Genomic DNA, 14,475 nt, shown 5'->3' on the forward strand with positions numbered 1-14,475 from the left:
TTCGTCTGAATGAAAATTCTATTCTCATTCGTTAGTTTAATCATTGGGCTCCATGTATTTGGACAATCTGAGGTTAATTATAAACAGATCGATTCATTAGGTCAATTGTTTACCGCTCAGCTTAAAAAAGGTGAGCTCGACCAATTTAAGAATACAACACCTCCAGAAAATACCTGGACCTACGATAGACTTCTCGATTACAAGAATGCACTTAATGATGAGGATATAACGATTTATATGGGTGATTTTGTTGAGCCATCAACAGTAGAAAATCTTTATGCTTATAATTTATTTGCTTTCACAAAATCGCAGGAGTCAGATAGTTACTCCTATTATTTTGCTGCCGTGGTGAGCGTAGATGTTAGTGGTGACCAACCGAGAATTGTAGGGTGTTATCTTTTTACAGAGCGGGAAGCTCTTAAGAGTTGGTGGAAACATGTGTTTGGGTTTTATTACAATGAGACCAATAAAGACATACCTGAGGCTTATGGCCACCCTACTTGTCCGCCTCCGCCATTTAAAGACTAACAGAATAAAAGTATGAGAAAAGCCGTTTCTATATTTGAAACGGCTTTTTTATGTTAAGAAAACAACTTCTTTGTTTAATCGTTATCAGCTTTATTATTACAAATATTGTAGCCTTTTTAGACGAAGGTATCCGCACGTTTGATTATCTTACACGTATTGGTGATTGGATTGCACTGCTCATTTATACGGTACTTTTTCTTATTCTGCCGATGATAATATTTTTCATGATAAAAGATGAAAATAGACGATTTTATGGGGCTTTAATTGGATTTGTTCCAACGGTATTTTTAATACTTCCAAATCTATAATTTACTTTAGGAATGGTTTTTGGTATCATTAAACCATTAGGAAAGGATATAGTCTAAGCAATATGACAACTACAGAAATTCAACATTTATATTGGCGTGCAGGTTTTGGAATTGATCCGAAATCAATGAAGAAATTGCCTTTAGATAGAGAAGAGGTAGTTGATGAGCTTTTCAAAAACTCTAAATCCGTAACTCCATTATATATTGATCTGTCTTATTTAGACGGCGTCACGCCATTAGACCTAAAAAAGTTTCCTTCACTAGCGAGTGAACTCCTTGAGAAAAGTAAGGTTAAGAACATAGATCTGTCCATTGCATGGATTAAACACATGATCAATCCTAAAGAAGTACTTCGAGAACGAATGACCCTTTTCTGGGCAACACATTTTGTGTGTAGAGACAATAACCCAAAGCATATGCTTCATTATAACAACACGCTTAGAACCTATGCCTTAGGAGATTTTAGGGCATTTGTTAAAGCAGTTTCAAAAGAAGCCAGTATGCTCAAATATCTCAATGGAAAGCAGAATAAGAAGAAAAAGCCTAATGAAAACTTCGCTCGAGAGCTAATGGAGCTGTTCACACTGGGCGAAGGTCATTACACTGAAAAAGACATTAGAGAGAGTGCTAGAGCATTCACCGGATATGATCATGATTTTCAGGGAGAATTTAAATTTAGGAAGTTACAACACGATTATGGATACAAAACGTTTTTCAATAGAAGAGGTCGGTTTGATGGAGACGACATCATCGATATTATTCTAAGAGACAAGCGTTGTGCATTTTTCATTTCTGAAAAGGTATACCGTTACTTCGTTAATCCTAAACCTAATAAGGCACATATTGCAGCTATGGCTAAAGTGTTCTATAAGGATTACAGCATTGAAGACCTCATGCGATTTGTGTTTACGTCGGATTGGTTTTATCATTCGGAAAATATAGGCTCAAAAATAAAATCACCAATAGATCTTGTTGTTGGTATGGCGAGTACGGTGCCCGTGAAGTTTGAAAGGAAAAGAGATCTAATCTTCATTCAAAGAGTATTGGGGCAGGTCTTATTAAACCCTCCTAATGTAGCTGGTTGGAAAGGTGATAAAGCTTGGATCGATGCCAATACTATCATGGTACGCTTAAAACTTCCTTCACTTTTGTTGAATAATGCGCTAATATCCTTGAAGGAATATGGAGACTTCAACGATCGTTTCAGGGAGCGGTATTTCAAAAAAAGTAAAAACAAATTACCATTTAAAACCTCTCCTGATTGGAATCAGTTTGTAATAAAATATGAAGCTGTAGATACAGATCAACTTTCAGAATATATCATACAAGGAACTATTAATAACGGTACTGCCGATTATTTAAAATCACTAAGTAAATCGTCTAAACGCGATTATTGCGTTCAATTAATGTCAATCCCTGAATATCAAATGTGCTAGTTATGGATAGAAGAAAATTTATAAAAGATACAGCCCTTGCTAGCAGCCTGTTATTTGTGCCAAGTTTTGTTAGAGCATTTGAGGAGATTCCTTCTGTAAATCTTGGATACAGACGTTTGGTGATTGTTCAATTATCAGGTGGTAATGACGGTCTTAATACAATTATACCTTACAGAAACGACCTGTATTATAATGCAAGACCACGACTTGCCATCACAAAGAATATCATAAAGGTAAATGAGCAATATGGTTTCCATCCAAGTTTAAAAGCATTAAGACCTTTGTTTGATAATGGCGAACTTTCAATTATAAATAATGTTGGTTACCCAAATCCGGTAAGATCACATTTTAGGTCAATGGATATTTGGCAATCTGGCAGTAATGCCGATCAATATTTACAAACCGGATGGTTAGGGCGCTACATGGACACCGCTGGATCAAAACCATATAATGCCATCGAAACCTCTACACAATTAAGTTTGGCCATGAAGGGCGAGCATTTTAATGGAATTGCAACAAACAATTATAAGGTACTTCACAATACCTCTAAAGATCCATATTTTAGAAGTGTTCTGAAACATTATAACGATAAGCACTTAAGTGAACATAATTTGGGATATCTCTATAAATCGATGATCGAAGCAAAGTCCTCAGCAAAATATATTTATGAAAATACGAAGGTAAAATTATCGCAGCAGGAGTATCCTCAAAACAACTTTGCAAAACAACTTAAAAGTGTAGCGCAGTTTATAAATTCGAGATTAGAGACTAAAGTGTTTTATACGTCATTAGATGGATTTGACACACATGCTAATCAGCCCAATAGGCAGAAAAATTTATTATCTCAGTATGCCGAAAGCATGTCGGCGTTCGTAAAAGATTTAAAACAAAACGGCACTTTTGATGATACGTTGATCTTAACCTTTTCTGAATTTGGACGCCGTGTAAAACAAAATGCTGCAAACGGCACTGATCATGGTGCTGCCAATAATGTTTTTGTTATTGGGAAGCATCTGAAAAAAGCAGGATTTTATAATAAACTAGCCAGCCTGAGTGATCTCGATAATAATGGTGATTTGAAATATGAGATCGATTTCAGAGCAGTTTATGCTACTATTTTAAGTCATTGGTTAGATGCTGACGATGATATAGTTCTCCTTAAAAACTATAAAAAGCTTCAATTTATTTAATGGTGTCTTAGTCTTTTTTTATGTAGCTTTGAGAAAAGCAATGCAAAAATGAAAAAGATATTTCTACTCTGCCTATTTTTGGGGCAGTTGTCATGTTCTTCAGATGATTCTACCCAGCAATTGTGCACTACAGTATATGTTTATGGCCTTAATATTACGGTAAAAGATGCGGTTACCGATGCTGTTCTAACAGATAATATTAATGTTATTGCCAGAGATGGTGATTACGAAGAAACTTTAATGACTATTGAAGGCTCAGATGGGTTTTTTGGAGCTGGTGAACGAGAAGGGAATTATACTATTGAAATAACCTCGCCAAATTATCAAACATTTACTTCAAATGTAATTACGGTTGAATCGACTAGAGATGGCTGTCATGTTGAAACTGAAGTTTTAGAGTTTCGGGTAACACCTAACTAAATAAAAAAACCTTGTTCCATTTTTTCTACTATTAGCAGAAATCTGAAACAAGGCTGTGTAATTGATTAATAGCATATCAAAGATGCGTATAAAATCGGTTGCGTTTTCAAATTTTTGATGAATGGCAGAAAAAAATGTATCATCTGCAATTCTACAATTTGGATTTCGACAAGATGCAAAAAACTGGGTTAAAACCTAGATAAAATCCGACTAAACTAATTGTATTTCACTTTGCGCAAAATTCTAATTGTTTCTTTATAAGACTGATATAACTCAGAATCGTACTTTTTAATGTATGGTTTTGCATAATCTAGTTTGGGTAAAGCATCCTCAAATCCGTTGAGGTAACAAATCAAATAACTCGCTGCTAAATTATTGAGATCTGGTATTTCGTGATTAGAAATGGTCATCCCTTTTTCAAGTTTTTCTAAAAGCGCATTATTGGTATTATAAATATGATGCAGCACCTTTTTATCGTACTGAGGTGGTTCAAAAATCAGATCGGCCTCAATCGTATAATTTGCATTATTATCGAACCGGATCGTTTTCTCTTCAAGCTTATAATATTTAAATGACTTCTGAAGACCAAGTCTCACATATTCTACAATTCTGAAAGAATCATCATCATAAAAAATAGCGACCTCATCTAGTGCAGAGTAAAATAGACGCACTTGTTCATTGATAAGTTCAATATCTACTCGCGAATAAAATACTTCATCTTTCACGTGTTTTTTTTGTCCAGACCAACACAAAACAAAGTACTCCTTGAAAACCTTATATAAAGGATTGAAATCCTTGCGCTTGTTCATAAAATCAAAGACACCATCGAGTGTAAGCTCAATATTATTTTGCGCATGGTTTTCAATAGAGGCTACAATTTTTGAATTTACATCTTTAATTTCAATATCGAAAACCTTTGGCATACTCATACTACCGTCTCTAAAAAATACGGAGCCACCATAGTATTTCCAGATGTTTTTTCTTAGTGAGGTTATACTATTGATGGGTCTAATGGTAACCAAACCTACAACCTTATCATCAGGCAGATGTGGAAATGGAATGTTTTCATACTGAACAATAGGTGGATTGGTTAAATAGGCATTAATAAGATTCTGAATTTTACTATCATCGAAAAAATCAGTGCCAATAATTTTATTGTCTTCATCTTCAACCCCAATAACGATATAAGAATTATTTTTAGGGTTACTATTAGATAAGGCGCAAATATGTTTCAGGAATTTAGCCTTGCCTTCTTTATGACTAATATCGACCTTCCGTTTTTTATCGTAAAAACTATTCTCATCATTGTGAGCCAGTAGATTTTTAATAAGTAGGCGTTTGTTAATCATGCTGTTTTGAAGGCATTAGATTCTAAATGAGTTCTTTTTTCACAATTGTAGAATTGGCCTGAGCTGTGCAAAACATTAGTACATCAGCAATATTCACATGGGCGGGTCTCGAAACCGCAAAGTAGATAACCTCGGCTACATCTTCAGCTTGCAAAGCTTTATAACCTTTATACACGGAGTCGGCTTGTTTACCACCCTTAAATCTAACTTCCGAAAATTCGGTCTCAACCAATCCCGGATTGATTGCAGTTACCTTAATACCGAAAGGATTGAGGTCGATACGCATACCTTCAGTAATGGCCAAAACTGCATGCTTGCTTCCGCAGTAAACATTGCCTTTAGGATACACTTCTTTACCTGCAGATGACCCTATATTGATGATATGACCAGATTGGCGCTCGGTCATTCCTGGGATAACCGCCTTACTCACATAGAGCAAGCCTTTCACATTAATGTCCATCATAGCATCCCAATCATCTAAACTACCTGTCTGTATTGGGTCTAAGCCATGAGCATTTCCAGCATTGTTTATTAAGATATCAATATTCTGAAATGCTTCAGGGAGCGACCCAATAACCTCTAAAGTTTTGGCTCTGTCACGAACATCAAAATTTAGTGTGATGACTTCTGTTGATTTTGAAAGTTCATTCTGAAGTTGATCTAAGCGATCTTGTCGACGACCACATAATATGAGCTTTATTTCGTGTTTGGCAAATTCGTATGCCGTGGCTCTACCAATACCACTTGTGGCTCCTGTTATTAAAGCAGTTTTTTTCATAGTATATTTTTAAGGGACTTTGTGACCTTGACTAGCTACTAATATTAAGAACCAGTCTTCTAATTCTAAATTAATTTTTGAAGCCTCTATAGCTTGCTTTAAGCGATCTTTGTTGGTGGTGCCAACCACAGGATGAATCCCAGAAGGATGTTTCAAAATCCATGCTAACAATAGTTGGTCTTCTGTAGCCTTATATTTTTCCATCAGTTCGCCAAGTTGCTTATGAATACGTCTGGTTTGTTCGGTATCCTCCCTAAAAACTGAACCCAACGGTGACCATGCCATAGGCTTAATTCCACAGGTAGTCATGTAATCTAACGTACCGTCATGCATTGCGGAATGCTGTGTTAGAGAAAATTCAATTTGATTAACATCAATATCCATCTTAAGACCAATCATCTCCATTTGTGTGGGCGTAAAATTTGAAACTCCAAACTCTTTTATTTTCCCATCTTTTTTCAAAATAGTGATGGCTTCGGCAATTTCTTCTGCAACCATTAACGGGCTTGGTCTGTGTAGTAACAACAAATCTAAGTATTCAGTTTCGAGATGGGTTAAGGATTGTTCTACCGACCAGATGATATATTCCTTATTGTAGTTATAGTGCTTTACTTTATTATCACGGTTTTCACTTAAATATTGAATACCACATTTAGAGATAAGCTGTATCTCTTCACGCTTTATCCCAGATTCTAAAAAAGCCTTTCCAAAATCGGCTTCAGTGGTATAAGCGCCATAAATATCAGCATGGTCAAAGGTGGTGATTTGATGTTCGAGACAATGATTCATAAGGGCAGCCATGTCTTTTTTTGAAAGCTGCTTGCCCCAACTTCCCCAGGTCATTGTGCCTGCAATTAATCGAGAATATTTCACTTTTTTTTCAGGTTATATGGATTTTTCTGCAATTGATGTATAAAAATACTTAAAACCTAAGGATTACAGTATTCTTGTTTCGTAATTATTCGAGACCCCAAATCATGAAATATTGCCAACCACTATTAAACCTACTCATAGTTGTAATACTATCCACTTGCTTTATAAATTGTTCAAAGGATGAAATTAATCCTAATGAAAATGTTGCCCACATTACGGTTAAGTTAAAGAGTACCTCTCAATCACTTGATAAAGTTTATCTCGATATTCAAGATGTTCAGCTGAACATACTTGAAGTTGATGGATCTAGCAATTGGTTAAGTCTTAATGCCATTAATACTGGTGTACATAATGCAACTGATTTAAATGATGATAATACCTTATTACTTGTGGATGACACTAAAATAGAAGCTAATTATATCGAAAAGATAAGATTGGTTCTTGGTGATGATAATTTTATAAATATCAATAATGTATTACATTATCTTGATGTTTCAGACTTAGGTGAAGCAACACCGTCTAACTTGATTAAAATTCAGTTAATTTCTGAACGTCGATATGACATGGTCATAGATCTCGACATTGATGCCTCAGTAAGTCTGAATGAAAATGAAAATACTATGGTTTTAAACCCAAAATTATACACTGCTATTAGACTGATTGAATATTAATTATACTAATCCATAATTAATGAAGATATAAAGAGCCGCAAGCTATTGTGGCTCTTTATTTTTTAACCAATTGTTAACAGCAACTCCCGATTTATTTTAACATTTTGCAACTTCGAAAAATGACTAAATTTTAGTCCGTTCATAAACCCTTAGAACATGGAAGAAACGAGTACAATTGATATTAAATCAATTAATGAAAAGATAGAAAAAGAGAGTGCATTTGTAGACCTTTTAACTTTAGAAATGAATAAGGTTATAGTCGGTCAGAAGCACATGGTAGAACGCTTGCTTATTGGCTTGCTTGGGCAAGGACATATTCTGCTTGAAGGTGTACCTGGACTGGCAAAAACACTGGCAATCAACACCTTATCTAAAGCTATTGATGCAAGCTTCAGTAGAATTCAGTTTACGCCAGACCTATTACCAGCCGATGTTATTGGTACACTCATTTACAACATTAAAGAGAATGATTTCTCCATTAAAAAGGGGCCGATATTCGCCAACTTTGTACTAGCAGATGAGATCAATAGAGCGCCCGCAAAAGTGCAATCTGCATTATTAGAGGCGATGCAAGAAAAACAGGTAACAATTGGTGATGAAACCTTCGTTTTAGATCGTCCGTTCCTCGTAATGGCTACTCAAAACCCGGTTGAACAAGAAGGAACATACCCTTTACCAGAAGCGCAAGTTGACCGTTTCATGCTAAAAGCAGTAATTGATTACCCTAAACTTGATGAAGAACAGCTCATCGTAAGAGCTAACTTAAAAGGGTCTTTTGATAAAGTAAACCCGGTGGTATCTATTAAACAAATTCTAAGCGCTCAAGAAGCGGTAAGAGAAGTTTATATGGACGAAAAAATCGAAAAATACATTTTAGATATTGTTTTCGCCACACGATACCCAGAAAAATATAGACTTGGTGATCTCAAAGCACTTATCTCTTTTGGAGCTTCACCACGTGGTAGTATCAATTTGGCTACTGCAGCAAAATGCTATGCCTTCATTAAACGAAGAGGCTATGTTATTCCTGAAGATGTGCGCGCAGTTGTGCATGATGTTCTGCGTCATAGAATCGGAATTACTTACGAGGCTGAAGCCGAAAATGTTACTTCCGAAGACATCATCAATAAAATTGTAAACGAAATCGAAGTACCATAGACGAGTAAACAGTATTCAGTCGCAGTACCCATACTATGGTGTACACGATGCTGAATGAGTAACTACTGAAAACTGAGACTGTAAACTGAAACATGGATACCAAAGAACTTCTTAAAAAAGTACGAAAGATTGAGATCAAGACACGACGTTTGTCTGATCACATTTTTGGTGGGGAATACCATTCCACTTTCAAAGGTCGTGGAATGACATTTTCTGAAGTTCGCCAATACCAATTTGGTGACGATGTTAGAAATATAGACTGGAATGTCACGGCACGTTACAATGAACCTTTCGTAAAAGTATTCGAAGAAGAGCGCGAACTCACCATGATGCTAATGGCGGATGTTTCTGGCTCGAAGTTATTTGGTACTAAAAATCAATTCAAGGACGAAATTGTAACCGAGATCGCTGCAACTTTAGCCTTTTCAGCAACACAAAATAATGATAAAATTGGCTTGATTTTATTTTCAGATGAGATCGAACTTTATATACCTCCAAAAAAAGGACGTTCACACGTTTTAAGAATTATTAGAGAACTGTTAGAGTTTCAACCAAAAAGTAAAAACACCAATGTAGCCGAAGCCTTTAAGTTCTTATCTAATGTGATGAAAAAGAAAGCTATTGTTTTTGTTTTGTCTGATTTTATCGCGGATGACTACAAGCAAAATCTGAAAATCGCCGCAGGAAGACACGATATTACAGGCATTAGAATTTATGATAAACATGAAGAAACCATCCCTAATATTGGCATGGTTCAGATGGAAGATGAAGAAACAGGAGAATTCATGTTGGTGAATACCGCTTCAAAAAAAGTGAGAATGAACTATGGGCAATTTTACCAGGACAAGGTGGCCTATTTTAAAGATAGTTTTACCAAATCCGGTGCAGGTACCATTGATTGTAGAGTGGACGAAAGTTATGTGAAAAAGCTTTTAGGCTATTTTAAGCGCAGAGGATAGTTTTTTGAAGTTATGAGTTATAAGTTGAAAGTGATAAGTATAAAGTAAGAAGTGTAAAGTGAAAGGGATTAGTGAAATTCGTGTCAAATAGAATGGGGAGATGCCCAAGATGAAAAGTCTTTAAAGTAAGAGTTAAAAAGTAGAAGTGAATAACAGAAAGTTACATATTAGATTATCAAAGGCAAAACGTAAATTGGTCTTAGGATTGGTGTTTGGTCTCTTCAATCTATTGGCTTTTGCACAGGTAACTTCTGAAGTCGATACGACTAAGATCAAAATTGGTCAACAGATCAGTTACAAGATCAAGGTCGAAGCCGATTCTTCTGCACTTGTTGTTTTTCCTGAAGGACAAACCTTCATGCCGTTAGAGTCGGTGGAAGCACTAGATATAGATACCACCAAAAAAGAGGCGAAGTACTATTTATCTCGAATTTATAAACTCACACAATTCGATTCTGGGGCATATACCATCCCAAGACAGAAAATAATTATTGGCGATAAACCATTTTATACAGATTCTCTCAGCGTTGAGGTGAATACTATTGAAGTCGATACCACCAAACAAAAACTGTTCGATATCAAACCAATCATTGAAGTTGAAAGATCAGGAGGTAATTGGTGGATTTGGTTACTAGTTGCATTGGCTGCCATAGCATTAGTCGCATTCTTGTTATACTGGTTCATTTGGAGACCAAAACCACTAACTGAGGAAGAAGAAATAGCCTTGTTGCCACCATACGATCGGGCAAAGCTTGCACTAAAAAAGTTAGATGAGAGCCAATACTTAATCCGTTCAGAGGTAAAAACCTATTATTCTGAATTGACCTTGGTAATTCGAAAATATTTAGATGAAAAGGTTTACGAGCGTTCTTTAGAAAGTACTACAGACGAATTAATTGCGAGGCTTCAACTATTGAAGGAAGGCAATCAATTCGCATTTACAAAAGATACCATTCATAATCTTGAAACCATTTTAAAACGTGCCGATTTGGTGAAGTTTGCTAAATCAGCTCCAGATGCAGCTCTTATTGAAATGGATAGGGCAACCATTGAAAAGGAAGTAGATAATGTGAAGGCCTGTTTACCAGAACCAACGGAAGAAGAAAAACTTCTAGATCAGCAATATAAGGAGGCACAAGAGCGCAAAAAGAAACGTAAAAAAATCATTTTAACCACCGCAATTTCCGTGTTGTTGATTATCGCAACCTTTGTTGGTTTTGGTCTTAAATATGGGTTTAGAAACGTTGTAGATACAATTTTAGGTAACGACAGCAAAGAATTATTAGAGAGCGAGTGGGTAGAAAGTGCTTATGGTTATCCTCCAGTTTATATCGAAACACCAGAGGTGTTAATGCGTATGCCAGACACCATCCCTGAAGCGCTTAAGGACAAAGTTGAACTCAGCCTTTTTGCCTTTGGAGGAGTGGAAGAAAATATTACTGTCACAGTATCCACCTTAAGAACACTCGTTGAAGGCGATGAACAAGGTCAGGAGGATGCGCAGAAGAATGTAACCCAGGCCATTGACCAAATCTTAAATCGTTGGGAAGCTACCAATGTTCAGAATATTATCACCAAAGGAGAGCAGTACATAACACCGAATGCTGTAGAAGGTGTTAAAACATTTGGTAATGCTGATTTTCCAATTCCAGATACCGAGGATAGTAGAAAAATGGAGTATTCAATATTCAGTTTTGCTACGACCGACGCTATTATGCAAATAATTTTGGTTTGGTCTAAAGATGATATTTATGTTGAAGAGATCGTAGATAGAATTATTGATTCAATCGAATTAAAATCAGATGAACAGGCAGAAGCCGAACAACAAACGCAGAATTGATGTTTGAAAATATAGAATTTCTAAATAAAGAATTATTCTGGTTTCTATTGTTAATACCAATAGCCATAGTTTGGTATGTCTTCAAACATAATAAGCAAACAGCCGAGCTAAAGATCTCCAGTATTAAGGGGTTCAAAAATAGCTCATCTTTTTGGTCTAAATTGAGACACTTACTTTTTGTATTTAGGTTACTCGCTCTAGGATTATTAATTACGGCCTTGGCAAGACCAAGAACAGTAGATGTTTCTACTAAGACCAAAACCACCAGAGGTATAGATATTGTGATGTCTATTGACGTGTCTGCAAGTATGCTCGCTAAAGATCTAAGACCAAATCGATTAGAGGCTTTAAAAAATGTAGCGGCCGATTTTATAGATGGTCGTCCTAATGACAGAATTGGCCTTGTAGAATACGCAGGTGAAGCCTACACTAAAACACCAATTACCAGCGATAAATCCATAGTTCAACGATCTTTGAGAGATATCAAGTACAATACGATCATTGAAGGTGGTACAGCAATTGGTATGGGATTGGCAACCTCTGTAAACAGGCTTAAAGACAGTAGAGCAAAAAGTAAAGTGATAATTCTGTTGACGGATGGTGTAAACAATTCAGGATTTATAGATCCAAAGATCGCTAGTGAACTTGCTGTAGAGTATGGTATTAAGGTGTACACAATTGGTTTAGGAACCAACGGTATGGCATTATCACCTATTGCTATTAACCCAAATGGGACCTTCAGGTATGGACGTCAGCAAGTTGAAATTGATGAAGAGTTACTTGAAGAAATCGCCGAGGCAACTGGCGGAAAATATTTTCGAGCTACCAACAATAAGAAATTAGCTGAGATCTACAAAGAGATCAATAAGCTCGAAAAAACTGAAATAGAAGAAAAGAAATATTACAATTACGAAGAAAAGTACAGACCCTTAGTGCTTCTGGCAGGATTTCTACTTTTAATCGAAATATTATTAAGACAAACACTATTTAAAAGCTTTGTTTAGACTCGACGAGAAAATATGGTTTTGGACATTGCTGGTTATTCCGGTGATTATTCTGTTGTTTATACTGCTTCAGATATGGAGACGTTCTGCGCAGAAAAAATTTGCAGACAGTAGCTTATTGAGACGATTGAGTCCAAATCAATCGATTTTCAAAAGTATTTTAAAAGTGTTAGTACTCTGTGGTGCATTTGGATGCCTATCATTAGCACTAGTTAACCCAAAAATTGGGACGAAACTAGAAACTGTTCGAAGTCAAGGTGTAGATATTGTTTTTGCAGTTGATGTTTCTAAGAGTATGTTGGCAGAAGATATTGCGCCAAACCGTCTTGAAAAATCGAAGCAACTTGTGCGTGAGATCATCAATAGTTTGGCGAGTGATCGCGTTGGAATAATTGCCTACGCCGGTAAGGCTTTCCCACAATTACCAATTACAACAGACTACGCCTCAGCGAAAATGTTTTTGCAGAATATGAATACAGATATGCTTTCTTCACAAGGAACAGCGATTCATGAAGCCATTCAACTAGCAAAGACCTACTACGATGATGAAGAGCAAACAAATCGCATACTGATAATTATTTCTGATGGTGAAGATCACGAAGGTGATGCCGTAGATGTTGCCGAAGAAGCTCAGGAAGAAGGAATTCGTATCCTAACCATAGGTGTCGGAGATGAAAAAGGTGGGCCAATACCCATTAAACGAAACGGAATTATTCTTAACTATAAGAAAGATAGAAATGGTGAAACAGTCATAACAAGATTGAATGAAACCACTTTGAAGGAGATTGCTGAAGAGACCGACGGGCTTTATGTTAATGGCAGCAATACCTCAGAGGTTGTAGACACCATTAAGGATGTACTCGATAAGATGGACAAGAAAGAATTTGAATCTAAACAGATAGCTGATTTTAAAGATCAGTTCCAGTGGTTTTTAGGTTTAGGAATCTTGTTACTATTTATCGATATATTCTTTTTAGAACGAAAAACAGAATGGTTAAAGAAACTTAATTTGTTTAATGAAAACTTTTAAACTTTCTTTAACGCTAACAAAACAAAGGGTTTGTTACTTTTAAATTAAAGTATAAACGATATGAAAGGTTACATATTAATACTTGTTGCATTAATTGGATTTTCAGGTTTTTCTCAAGACGCTGACAAGGAGCGTGCAAAAGCTGAAAAGAAAGCCACTAATTTGGTGTACGATGCAAATGAATTATTAGAAGAAAAAAACTTTGTTGAGGCTGAGATGGAATATAGAAAAGCGATTTCTAAAGCCCCTAGCAAAGCCGTTGGATCTTATAATTTAGCCCATTCGTATTACAAAAAGGGCAGTTTTGATGAGGCCTTATTTAGAAGCCAGGAAGCCGCAAAGAATGCAAAGACCAAAGACGAAAAACATAGAGCTTATCATAACATAGGCAATATATTAATGAAGGACGAATTGTGTAAGGAAGCCATGGAGGCCTTCAAAAGTGCACTCAGAAATAACCCGAATGACGAAGAAACTCGCTACAATTTTGCCTTAGCTAAAGAATGTGCTGAAAGTCAAAAAGATGGTGGTGGCGAAGATGAGAAGAAGGACGATAATAAAGAGGAAGAAAAAGACAAAGAAGAAGAGCAAAAGAAAGAAGACGAGAACAAAGACGATAAAGAAAAGAAGGAAGGCGACAAGGATAAAAAAGAAGGCGATAAGGAGGAAGATGAAAACGGAAAGCCAAAAGACGATAAAAAAGACGACGGTAAAGGGGAGAAGGATGATAAAAACAAAAATCAAAAACCAAAACCTAAACCCGGACAAATGTCTCCTCAACAAATAAAGAATATTTTGGATGCCATGCAGAATCAAGAACAAAAAGTTCAACAAAAGATTAATGCTGAAAAACAAAAAGGTGCCAAAGTAAAAACAGAGAAAGACTGGTAAAAAGATCAAAGTTGTAACAACTGTGATTCTACACTATATG

The 14,475-nt window shown here is 36.1% G+C and carries 14 protein-coding genes; 11 read left to right on the top strand and 3 right to left on the bottom strand.

Translation table 11 applies throughout. The annotated features are described in order from the left end of the window. Window positions 1-9 precede the first annotated feature (9 nt). The 4 genes from DDY94_RS12960 to DDY94_RS12980 all read left to right on the top strand — a co-directional run bounded on the left by DDY94_RS12960 (window position 10) and on the right by DDY94_RS12980 (window position 3,882). Window positions 10-528, top strand: coding sequence for a hypothetical protein (locus DDY94_RS12960; RefSeq protein ID WP_111684662.1), 519 nt, complete (start codon window positions 10-12; stop codon window positions 526-528). A gap of 370 nt (window positions 529-898) precedes the next feature. After that, a complete protein-coding gene (locus DDY94_RS12970; RefSeq protein ID WP_111684667.1) occupies window positions 899-2,272 on the top strand; it encodes a DUF1800 domain-containing protein in 1,374 nt (457 codons plus the stop codon). A 2-nt stretch (window positions 2,273-2,274) separates the two neighbouring features. Next, entirely contained in the window at window positions 2,275-3,462 is a 1,188-nt protein-coding gene (locus DDY94_RS12975) for a DUF1501 domain-containing protein (protein WP_111684669.1), read from the top strand. Window positions 3,463-3,510: 48 nt separating this feature from the next. Continuing rightward, window positions 3,511-3,882, top strand: coding sequence for a peptidase associated/transthyretin-like domain-containing protein (locus DDY94_RS12980; RefSeq protein WP_111684671.1), 372 nt, complete (start codon window positions 3,511-3,513; stop codon window positions 3,880-3,882). Window positions 3,883-4,097: 215 nt separating this feature from the next. Here DDY94_RS12980 and DDY94_RS12985 read toward each other — a convergent pair whose 3' ends face one another. Genes DDY94_RS12985 through DDY94_RS12995 form a run of 3 tightly spaced genes read right to left on the bottom strand, consistent with a single transcriptional unit; the run spans window position 4,098 to window position 6,882 of the window. Next, a complete protein-coding gene (locus DDY94_RS12985) occupies window positions 4,098-5,231 on the bottom strand; it encodes an ATP-binding protein (RefSeq protein WP_111684673.1) in 1,134 nt (377 codons plus the stop codon). 22 nt (window positions 5,232-5,253) lie between these two features. After that, a complete protein-coding gene (locus DDY94_RS12990) occupies window positions 5,254-6,009 on the bottom strand; it encodes an SDR family NAD(P)-dependent oxidoreductase (RefSeq protein ID WP_111684675.1) in 756 nt (251 codons plus the stop codon). A 9-nt stretch (window positions 6,010-6,018) separates the two neighbouring features. Further along, window positions 6,019-6,882, bottom strand: a complete 864-nt coding sequence (locus DDY94_RS12995; RefSeq protein ID WP_111684677.1) for an aldo/keto reductase — start codon at window positions 6,880-6,882, stop codon at window positions 6,019-6,021. Window positions 6,883-6,986: 104 nt separating this feature from the next. Here DDY94_RS12995 and DDY94_RS13000 point away from each other — a divergent pair, with 104 nt between their 5' ends. The 7 genes from DDY94_RS13000 to DDY94_RS13030 all read left to right on the top strand — a co-directional run bounded on the left by DDY94_RS13000 (window position 6,987) and on the right by DDY94_RS13030 (window position 14,435). Beyond that, the gene (locus tag DDY94_RS13000) at window positions 6,987-7,553 is read left to right on the top strand and encodes a DUF4382 domain-containing protein (RefSeq protein ID WP_111684679.1); all 567 of its coding nucleotides are present in this window, start codon (window positions 6,987-6,989) and stop codon (window positions 7,551-7,553) included. Between the two features lie 156 nt (window positions 7,554-7,709). Further along, window positions 7,710-8,711, top strand: coding sequence for an AAA family ATPase (locus tag DDY94_RS13005; RefSeq protein WP_111684681.1), 1,002 nt, complete (start codon window positions 7,710-7,712; stop codon window positions 8,709-8,711). 92 nt (window positions 8,712-8,803) lie between these two features. After that, window positions 8,804-9,670, top strand: coding sequence for a DUF58 domain-containing protein (locus tag DDY94_RS13010; protein WP_111684683.1), 867 nt, complete (start codon window positions 8,804-8,806; stop codon window positions 9,668-9,670). A 193-nt stretch (window positions 9,671-9,863) separates the two neighbouring features. Then, window positions 9,864-11,510, top strand: a complete 1,647-nt coding sequence (locus DDY94_RS13015; protein ID WP_394347028.1) for a hypothetical protein — start codon at window positions 9,864-9,866, stop codon at window positions 11,508-11,510. Then, on the top strand, window positions 11,510-12,514 hold the full coding sequence (locus DDY94_RS13020) for a vWA domain-containing protein (RefSeq protein ID WP_111684687.1): 1,005 nt from the start codon (window positions 11,510-11,512) through the stop codon (window positions 12,512-12,514). Before DDY94_RS13015 ends, DDY94_RS13020 begins: the two co-directional genes overlap by 1 nt. Then, a complete protein-coding gene (locus DDY94_RS13025) occupies window positions 12,507-13,544 on the top strand; it encodes a VWA domain-containing protein (RefSeq protein WP_111684689.1) in 1,038 nt (345 codons plus the stop codon). The genes DDY94_RS13020 and DDY94_RS13025 overlap by 8 nt, the downstream gene beginning before the upstream one ends. A gap of 60 nt (window positions 13,545-13,604) precedes the next feature. Further along, complete coding sequence (locus DDY94_RS13030) at window positions 13,605-14,435, top strand: tetratricopeptide repeat protein (protein ID WP_111684691.1); 831 nt, start codon at window positions 13,605-13,607, stop codon at window positions 14,433-14,435. The last annotated feature ends 40 nt before the right edge of the window (window positions 14,436-14,475 follow it).

This window comes from Winogradskyella tangerina (genome assembly GCF_003260205.1).
Taxonomy (GTDB): domain Bacteria; phylum Bacteroidota; class Bacteroidia; order Flavobacteriales; family Flavobacteriaceae; genus Winogradskyella; species Winogradskyella tangerina.

Bases quoted from the DNA above. Each gene is read 5' to 3' on its own strand.
- DDY94_RS13000 (WP_111684679.1), top strand. From the start codon at position 6,987: ATGAAATATTGCCAACCACTATTAAACCTACTCATAGTTGTAATACTA.
- DDY94_RS12970 (WP_111684667.1), top strand. From the start codon at position 899: ATGACAACTACAGAAATTCAACATTTATATTGGCGTGCAGGTTTTGGA.
- DDY94_RS13020 (WP_111684687.1), top strand. From the start codon at position 11,510: ATGTTTGAAAATATAGAATTTCTAAATAAAGAATTATTCTGGTTTCTA.
- DDY94_RS13010 (WP_111684683.1), top strand. From the start codon at position 8,804: ATGGATACCAAAGAACTTCTTAAAAAAGTACGAAAGATTGAGATCAAG.
- DDY94_RS12990 (WP_111684675.1), bottom strand. From the start codon at position 6,009: ATGAAAAAAACTGCTTTAATAACAGGAGCCACAAGTGGTATTGGTAGA.
- DDY94_RS12960 (WP_111684662.1), top strand. From the start codon at position 10: ATGAAAATTCTATTCTCATTCGTTAGTTTAATCATTGGGCTCCATGTA.
- DDY94_RS13030 (WP_111684691.1), top strand. From the start codon at position 13,605: ATGAAAGGTTACATATTAATACTTGTTGCATTAATTGGATTTTCAGGT.
- DDY94_RS12975 (WP_111684669.1), top strand. From the start codon at position 2,275: ATGGATAGAAGAAAATTTATAAAAGATACAGCCCTTGCTAGCAGCCTG.
- DDY94_RS13005 (WP_111684681.1), top strand. From the start codon at position 7,710: ATGGAAGAAACGAGTACAATTGATATTAAATCAATTAATGAAAAGATA.
- DDY94_RS12985 (WP_111684673.1), bottom strand. From the start codon at position 5,231: ATGATTAACAAACGCCTACTTATTAAAAATCTACTGGCTCACAATGAT.
- DDY94_RS12980 (WP_111684671.1), top strand. From the start codon at position 3,511: ATGAAAAAGATATTTCTACTCTGCCTATTTTTGGGGCAGTTGTCATGT.